This is a genomic window from Vibrio sp. 10N.222.52.C3 (assembly GCF_041474195.1).
Classification (GTDB): Bacteria; Pseudomonadota; Gammaproteobacteria; order Enterobacterales; family Vibrionaceae; genus Vibrio; species Vibrio crassostreae_C.
The window spans coordinates 1-8631 of sequence record NZ_JBFRTQ010000065.1; the positions used below are offsets into that span (position 1 = coordinate 1).

An 8631-nucleotide genomic window follows, 5' to 3' on the forward strand; every position below is an offset into this window, starting at 1 on the left:
ACTTGTGGCGCTTAAGGTGCCGTCACTGTGTTTGAACTCGTATTTGGTCACGCCATCCAGATCGCTGCCGGACAAGGTACCCACTACCGCGTCCGCCACTTGGTTTTCCGCATAACTTAGTTCTTGGTTAAAAAATAAAGAGTCGTCATCTACAGGCGTCACGCCAATATCAACAGTAATAGTATCTGTGCCTCCATTCCCGTCGCTAACTACAACGGTGAAGCTATCGCTTCCGTTGTAGTTTTCGTCTGGCGTATAGGTCCAATTACCATTTTCATCAACGACTACAGAACCGTTTGACGGATCTGTGCCTTTTGAGAATGTTAACGAGTCTCCGTCCGTATCTGTTGCGTTTAGCGTTCCGCTTACTGGGGTATCTTCGTCGGTGGTTACTGAAAGGTCATTACCTATCGGCGCGTCATTTACTGGAGTTACGCCAACGTTAACCGTAATTGTGTCAGTACCACCATTTCCATCATCGACGATAACCGTAAAGCTATCGGTACCGTTGTAGTTTTCGTTGGGGGTATAAGTCCAATCACCATTTTCATCGACAACGACAGTACCGTTTGATGGATCGGTGAACTTAACGAAAGACAGCGAATCGCCATCTTCATCTGATGCTGACAACGTTCCGCTTACTGGAGTATCTTCATCGGTTGTAAATGAGAGAGTGTCACCGACAGGCGAGTTATTGGTATCAACAAAGGTAGGGGCGCTATTAGTTTGCTCAAACGAACGGAATTGCTCTAGAAGGCTCAGGCTTTGAGTTCGCGACATGCCCAGCGCTTCAAATCCCGTTGTTATAAATTCGGTTGCTGGGATCGTTTCTTCACCGTCTCGCTCTACAGTCCCACTAGTTGCCAAGCTAGAACCATTTTGACCAGCAGCGGTAGCGAACTCATCTCCTAACTCAGTAGGGTCTTCACCTTCTTCTAATACGGCAAAAATATTTGCGATATCCTGGTCTAGTTCAACTTCACCGTCTTCAGGTGAAAAACGCTTAACTGATACCTGAGGTTCATTAGGTCCATTTTGAGATTCAAGAGTTACATCTCCAGCCTGTAGAGGCTCTCCCTCTTCGAGTACTCTAACCGTGCCATCAACTGAAATAACCATGCGCTGACCCAATGCAAGAGCACCGGTCAAATTCAATGCTGTAATGTCCATATCAACCCCTAAAAACCATTTTCGCTTGTCACGTCAACTTTGTGACATCTTATTTATAATATTAGCCGAAATATAACATTTAACATCACATAATTCCTAGTTATGAATCGTACATTTAACATACCGAGTGATAAGGTAATGACGCTGATCACATCACACAATAATGAAAGTGCTCACACTATCAATATAAGTTATTGTGTTTGCGAAAAATAACAGAGCTAAAAACGTAAAATTGACGTTCTCAAAATCATCATAAAACGCACAGCAAACTGTTAACAACTTTACAACCATTTACGGTAGCTTCTCGAGCGAACGTTATTTTTTTGGCGGTTCATCTAAATTTCGTATCTAGCACATTAAAAAGCGTAGGTTTAGATGCAGTCCAATTTGGAGAGATGGAAATTGAATTACATTCAAACGACAACATTAGGGTTAGCTATAGCGCTAAGTTTGCCGACAACAGCACAAACCTTAGAGCAAGCCGTTGCGTTTACATTAGAAAGCAACCCTGAAATCAAAAGTGCTTATAACGAATATATCAGTAAGCGTTATCTTAACGACGCTTCTGGTGGTGCTTATCGACCAAGTATAGACCTAGATGGTGGGATTGGTTATGAACATACAGATCTTGCAACCAACCCTGGCACTACCGATCTGACTAGAAAAGAAGCAACGATCACCTTGACCCAGTTAATATGGGATGGCGCTAATACATCCAATGATATTGACCGTACTGCGGCTGATGCAGAGTCCGTGCGCTATCAACTACTATCTAACGCGCAAGACATCGCTTTAGAAGTAACAAAGGTTTATCTTGATGCAGTGAAAGCCTATGAAGTGCTTTCTCTTTCGGAAAGTAACTTAGCGACGCACAAAGAGATATATAACGATATTCGTAAGCGCGTGGAATCAGGTATTGGTTCAACCGCAGATATGTCACAAGTTGAAGCTCGTATTGCGAAAGCGCACGGGAATTTGCTTGCTGCTCAAAACAACCTTTTTGATACGCATACTCAGTTTAAAAGACTTGTTGGTCAATCTCCTTTAGGGTTAACTTTCCCTCGCGCAGATGCGGGTGCAATTCCTTATACCGTTGATGGTGCGTTGGCAAAAGCGTTTAACCAGCATCCAGTCATTAAGATTGCACAAGCCGATGTTGACTCAGCGAAGTTCCAATACAAACAATCTAAGAGTACCAACTACCCGACTGTTTCTTTTGAAGCCGCTCAAACTTGGCGTGATGACGCCGGTGGTACAGAAGGCAGCAGCGATGAGTTTTCTGCCATGGTTCGTTTAAGATACAACCTTTACAATGGTGGTTCGGATCAAGACCGCACAGAAAGTGCAGCCTACCAACTCAACAAAGCCAAGGACCTTCGCGAAAGTACTTACCGCAATGTAGAAGAGAGTCTACGTCTATCATGGAGCGCACTTGATTTAACGGTTCAGCAAAAAGAGTTCCTATCTGACCACGTAGACTCGGCATCAGACACGGTAATCTCATATGAGAAACAATACCGTATCGGTAAACGTACCCTTCTCGACTTACTTAACACTGAGAATGAATTATTCGAAGCTCGTAAAGGCTATTTAGATGCTAAGTATGACGAGCAATACGCAAAATATCGCGTAATGAACGCAACTGGTAACCTACTCATCGGTTTACGAGTTGAGATCCCAGAAGAATGGAATGAAAAGGTGGAATATTAATGAAGCTTACCAACACAGTATTATCGCTTTGCTTCATGGTTGTATCTGCCAATGTTTTAGCTGAAAACAACGAAGATGAATTCGAATATCGCGCTCTACCGCCGGCCACTCAAATTTACGATCTTCAAGATGATGACAATGACGGTGTAATAAACGCGCGAGATTTATGTCCCGATACACAAATTGGTGCCGAGATCGATAACGACGGTTGTGGATCATATTTCGAGTCATCGGAAAAGAAAGAGCTGCATATACTCTTCGCTAATAATTCAACGGAAATAAACCCTGTCTTTCTAGGGCAGATACGCCAAATGGCGGCATTTTTAAAGCGCTACGAAAGTACCAGCATTGAATTGCAAGGTTATGCCAGCAAAGTAGGTAACGCGGAACATAACCTAAAGCTTTCGAAAGAACGTGCATCACATGTAAGACGAGCGCTAATTAGCAACGGTATTCAGCCATCTAGAGTCAGCATCGTAGGTCATGGTGATTCTGAATTCAGCAGTGATGACACCCAAATCAATCACGCACTACATCGAAAAGTTGTTGCTTCCGTTGTTGGATTTAAGGGTAATATCAAAGAAGAATGGCACATCTTCACCAAAATTAAAAAGTAGGCGTACCCAGCTTTTACCATACTGAAACGTTATCTTAAGTTAACGTTTCAGTATGGTGATAATTCCTTGAATAGCATATACCTAAGCCGTCTATAATGTTAATCTTGCCACGTTATCAACATAGAGAATTAATCCATGAGCAAACTAACAGCTGATACTCAAGCAAATCTAGAACTTTTCGTTTCTGAAACACAAGAAACTAAACTGGTATGGGGCCTTCGCAACGAAGAAGGTTGGCTAGCATGTGACTCAAGTGAATTCGAAAACAGCGAAGTGATGCCATTCTGGTCTTCAAAAGAAGATGCTCAAACTCACAACGTTGAAGAGTGGGCTGACTTCGAAGTATTAGAAATTCCACTAGATATCTTTGTAGAAGATTGGTTACTGACTCTTGCTGAAGACGGCGTTCTTGTTGGTACTAACTGGAATGCAACATTAGAAGGCAAAGAACTTGAGCCTTCTGACCTAGCGAAATTATACATCTAATTTCCGATATCGGTCGCACGATTCGCGCGACCGATATACCTCTGATTAGTATCAATAAATTAGAGACCTACCTCGCATAACCACGTAGTCGCACCATTCAAAATTTGAAGCAACATCAAACTAATAATAGAATATCGTTCTTTATCTGATTGATCGTCTCTTGTGAATCACTTCGTTTTTGTTACCTTTCTACTATTCATTAGCTTTTGTTCTTATAGCCAAGTATCAACATCAGATCGTGACCACAATTCACCAGTCTATACCTCCAATCTAAGCTCTACTCCAAATGCTGATTGGAACGCGCTTTATCTCTCTACTTTAAACCACTCTCCTGAGCGCGCATTAAACATGCTGCAAACACGCTACATCGGCTCAACGGTTTATGGAGATAAGCTTTACCTTGCGTCTCTTCTGTATCAATACATGAGCCACCGAGATCAGCCATTCTACGGAATCGCTTCAAACGACAATGACTACCAAGCGATAGAAACAGCGTTTATTTCTGCTCTGAGGAAAGACGGCAAAGGCCAATATGAACAAGCACAACAAGGCTTTCTAACACTTTTGGCGAAAATGCAATCTCGCAGTGATTTAACTGGTAAAGCCTTACTAAAGTACCAGCTATGCCGATCGCTTAACGAGCAAGCTAAATACCATCAAGCGAACTATTACTGCTCTGCCCTTCAGTCAGATTTACATGACATCGCTGACCCTGTATTACCAAAATTCGGGACTTATCGAGTCATCGCGAACAATCATCATTTCCGCAGTGACTATCAAGCTGCACTAGACACCTACCTATCACTAATAAACGTGTTTCCACAAGGGCATGATATTTCAGGGGTTTACAACGATGTGGGTAACTTGCTCAAAGAATTAAAGCAATATGAAAAATCGGCGGAGTATCTAGAGCAAGCTCTCATTCTCAGAGTAAACGCTTCAGATTTAATGAAAGCACAAGTGCATCACAGCCTTGCGGATCTCTACCTTAACCAAGAGCAAAGTGAACTAGCAATTCACCACTTTCAGACAGCAAGAACACTGCTGAGCTCAACGTCGCATAGCTACGGTATTGCACTCACAAGTCTTGGCTTAGGAAAAGCGTACACTCAAACGAAAAACTATGATGTGGCGAGAACCTACCTAATTGAGTCTCTTTCAGCTTCGAGCGAACTGAGCAATGATGTCATTCGCATCAATGCTTACTTGGCGATCAGCGACATGTTCGAAGAACAGAAACTGCCAACGGAAGCACTCAACTATGCTCAACAAGCGCTAGAATTAGCTGAACAAGTCACAAGGCATAAATACATCGCGCAGTCACTTCTTCAGCTTTCTGATATTCATCAATCACTCAGCGATTACCAACAAGCTTTCTATTTCTACCAGCGATACTCGTCAATACAAATGGAAGCTAGAGATATCGACAATCGACTCGCACTCGAAGCGCTCGGCCTGACGCACGCCAAATATGAACAAGAACTAGAAAGCTCTTTCCTGACACATCAGACGAAACTCGACCGCGTTCAAATTGAAAAAATGGAACATCAAAGATGGATGTACAACATCGTTGTTATTCTGTTGCTTTGCGCTGCAAGCTTCACGGTATTGATAAACAAAACGGTTCGCGCAAAAGCAGCAATTGATGGCTTAACGAAAGCATATAGCCGAACTGAGATAATTCGAAGAATCAAAAGAGTGAAACGCTGTAAAGGGACGGACAAACAGCATGTGCTCGTGCTGCTCGATCTAGATAAGTTTAAGAAGATTAATGATGAGCATGGGCACCCTACTGGTGATCGGGCACTGGTCCATATTAGTGATCAAATTAGAAAACACTTAGTGAATGGTGAATTGTTTGGTCGCTTAGGGGGTGAAGAATTTGTCATCATATTAACCGATACCCCACCAGCAGAGGTACGAGAACGCGTTGAAGAGTTGCACTACGCCATTTCAAGCACTGTCTTTTTATCAGAAAGCAAAAAGTCACTTAATGTGACCGCGAGTTTTGCTTATCTAGCAACCTCAAACGCATTAAGTGACTTTGATGACTTGTATTCAGTGCTCGACCAAGCACTCTATCAAGCCAAAAGCAACGGCCGAAACTGCATCATTGATGCTTACAACGAACCAATTGATTGACCTGAGGTTATTTATTCTCAGTCTGTTTGCGAACCAACTCAGCCATAATACCTTCACGATCACCTAGGTAATCGTTAAGGCCAACTTTACGCAGTTCACACGCTGGGCAATCGCCACAACCATCCCCGACAATGCCATTGTAACAAGTCAGTGTTTTATTTCGAACAAGCTCAAGTGCTGAGTACTGGTCGGCCAACGCCCATGTTTCAGCTTTGTTGAGCCACATTAACGGTGTTTTAATATCAAGCGGCTTGTCCATACCTTGTACAAGCGCAGAGTTCATCGCTTTCACAAAGTCATTACGACAATCAGGGTAGCCTGAGAAATCAGTTTCACACACGCCCGTGATTACGGTATTTGCACCGATTTGGTAAGCGTAAATACCCGCTAGAGTCAGAAATAGAATATTACGACCAGGAACGAATGAATTCGGCAGCCCATTCTCTTGCAGCTCATGAGACACAGGAATATCGTCACGAGTCAAAGAGCTGATAGCCAGTTCATTCAACAGAGTCACATCCATCACTTTGTGCGCTTTCACACCAAGCTCTTTCGACAATGACTCAGCAACTTCAATCTCGAGTCTATGGCGCTGACCATAATCAAACGTAATCGCATGAACTTCATCATACTCTTTTAATGCTTGAACAAGACACGTTGTTGAGTCTTGACCACCACTGAATACTACCACTGCTTTTTTCATCTTAAATCCTTACGAGAACCTTCTACTAGCGACTTATCTTGCCCAGTAAAAATACAACCTATGCGATGCTCAAATATTTGTGAGTTTGTATTGATAAGCGCCAATTGCGCTCAATGCAGGTATCAATACAAAGCTGAGTAGCGCGGTCTTTTTGGCTGATTGGTTGCAGAGCGATAACAGTGTCGTTAGGAACTGCTGCTCGCTCCAATAAACCGTCAAGTTGTTCGATGTCTTTGCTTGTACCTACTGGATGCTTAATTTCGTTAGCACGTTGCAAGGCGCTATCTAAGATTTCCAGTTTCGCTTTCATCGCCACTTTCGGTGACACCGTAACCCAAGTGTCCGGTGTGGCTTTAACTTCTGATGTTCCGCTAGTCTCAATCTGACAGCGACAACCGTGCTGCTCAAACGCTTCAGTAAGAGGAACAAGATCATAAATGCATGGCTCACCACCAGTAATCACAATGTGCTTAGCAGTGTAACCTTGCTTGATATATTCATTCACGATTCCTTGAGCATCGATTGCTGACCAAGTAGGTGAATCTTCTGTCTTAACCATAATATCGCCAAGGCTGGTTTCCTCTTCTGGCAACGCTTCCCAGGTCTGCTTGGTATCACACCAAGAACAGCCCACTGGGCAAATTTGCAGACGAACAAAAACAGCGGGAACGCCAGTAAACACGCCCTCACCCTGAATGGTTTCAAACATTTCATTAATCTTGTACAACTTTCCCTCAGCTCAATCATTTGATGAAATTAATCAACCGCAGACCTTAAAGCACTTCCCCCTTTTGGTCAAACAAATGAGTACTGATAAATGAGTTGATCAAAGCCCTAGCCTGAACTTTCAAGTTCCCTTATCCTTTCGCCCATAGATTTCGTTAGCTTTTAATTTAGATTTCGTTAGCTTTTAATTTTTTAGTAAGGAACAACATGTACAAACTGATTGCTCTTGATATGGATGGCACACTGCTCAACAGTGATAAAGTAATTTCTCAAGAGAACAAAGACGCGATTGCCAAAGCACGCGCTGCAGGTGTGAAAGTGGTTCTGGCTTCTGGTCGTCCTTTAGAAGGCATGCAGAGTAAGTTAGACGAGCTTTCAATCAACGGCGAAGATGACTTTGTGCTCTTCTACAACGGCTCTATGGTTCAAAACGTCTCTACAAAAGAACTCATTCACAGTGAGATCAGCAATGGTAAAGCCGCTAAAGAGATCGCAGCCCTCGCTGTACAGCTTGGCGGTTATGTTCATGCATTCAGCAAGATTCATGGCTTAATCACCCCTGAAAACAATGAGTACACAGCTATTGAAGCGCGTATTAACGGCTTAGAGATTACCGAATTCGACTTTTCTCAACTAGAAGACGACCATGAAATCATCAAAACTATGATTGTTGCAGAGCCAAGCAAGCTCACCGAAATAATCAGCAAGTTGCCACAAGAGCTTAAGACTCAGTTCACTATCGTGCAAAGTGCACCATTCTTCTTAGAATTCCTAAACCCAAATTCAAACAAGGGTGTCGGTATTGAGGCGATAGCTAAGCACTTGGGTATTACAGCAGAAGAAGTAATCTGCATGGGTGACGCTGAAAACGATCATCATATGCTTGAATACGCTGGCCTTGGCATTGCAATGGAAAACGCAATGGAAGAAACCAAGAAACTGGCGGATCACATCACAGCGAGCAACGACGACCATGGTGTAGCGGTCGCGATTGAGAAGTTTATCTTCAACTCATAAACGCTCAGCAGCTATAGTGATAATTACTTTTTGCTTGTTGTACAATCGAGTAGGAGGAGG

8 protein-coding genes are annotated in these 8631 nt (G+C 43.0%); 5 read left to right on the forward strand and 3 right to left on the reverse strand.

Annotated features, from left to right (window positions below; all coding sequences use genetic code 11):
* The coding region (locus tag AB4517_RS11075; protein WP_372148348.1) for an Ig-like domain-containing protein at window positions 1–1170 on the reverse strand (1170 nt) is incomplete at its 3' end.
* A gap of 402 nt (window positions 1171–1572) precedes the next feature.
* On the opposite strand from AB4517_RS11075, the gene AB4517_RS11080 reads away from it, so the two are divergent.
* The 4 genes from AB4517_RS11080 (at window position 1573) to AB4517_RS11095 (ending at window position 6125) form a co-directional block, all read left to right on the forward strand.
* Entirely contained in the window at window positions 1573–2880 is a 1308-nt protein-coding gene (locus AB4517_RS11080) for a TolC family outer membrane protein (RefSeq protein ID WP_372148349.1), read from the forward strand.
* The gene (locus AB4517_RS11085; RefSeq protein ID WP_136982597.1) at window positions 2880–3497 is read left to right on the forward strand and encodes an OmpA family protein; all 618 of its coding nucleotides are present in this window, start codon (window positions 2880–2882) and stop codon (window positions 3495–3497) included. Before AB4517_RS11080 ends, AB4517_RS11085 begins: the two co-directional genes overlap by 1 nt.
* A 135-nt stretch (window positions 3498–3632) precedes the next feature.
* On the forward strand, window positions 3633–3983 hold the full coding sequence (locus AB4517_RS11090; RefSeq protein ID WP_017062305.1) for a DUF2750 domain-containing protein: 351 nt from the start codon (window positions 3633–3635) through the stop codon (window positions 3981–3983).
* A 162-nt stretch (window positions 3984–4145) separates the two neighbouring features.
* Window positions 4146–6125: a diguanylate cyclase gene (locus AB4517_RS11095; RefSeq protein ID WP_136974303.1), complete on the forward strand. Its 1980-nt coding sequence runs from the start codon at window positions 4146–4148 to the stop codon at window positions 6123–6125.
* A 7-nt stretch (window positions 6126–6132) separates the two neighbouring features.
* Here the strand turns inward: AB4517_RS11095 and queC are convergent, their stop codons facing one another.
* Together queC and queE are read right to left on the reverse strand one after the other, a co-directional pair.
* Window positions 6133–6828, reverse strand: coding sequence for a 7-cyano-7-deazaguanine synthase QueC (gene queC / locus AB4517_RS11100; RefSeq protein WP_004733611.1), 696 nt, complete (start codon window positions 6826–6828; stop codon window positions 6133–6135).
* A gap of 58 nt (window positions 6829–6886) precedes the next feature.
* Window positions 6887–7555: a 7-carboxy-7-deazaguanine synthase QueE gene (gene queE / locus AB4517_RS11105; RefSeq protein WP_346762947.1), complete on the reverse strand. Its 669-nt coding sequence runs from the start codon at window positions 7553–7555 to the stop codon at window positions 6887–6889.
* A gap of 206 nt (window positions 7556–7761) precedes the next feature.
* On the opposite strand from queE, the gene AB4517_RS11110 reads away from it, so the two are divergent.
* A complete protein-coding gene (locus AB4517_RS11110; protein ID WP_372132264.1) occupies window positions 7762–8571 on the forward strand; it encodes a Cof-type HAD-IIB family hydrolase in 810 nt (269 codons plus the stop codon).
* The last annotated feature ends 60 nt before the right edge of the window (window positions 8572–8631 follow it).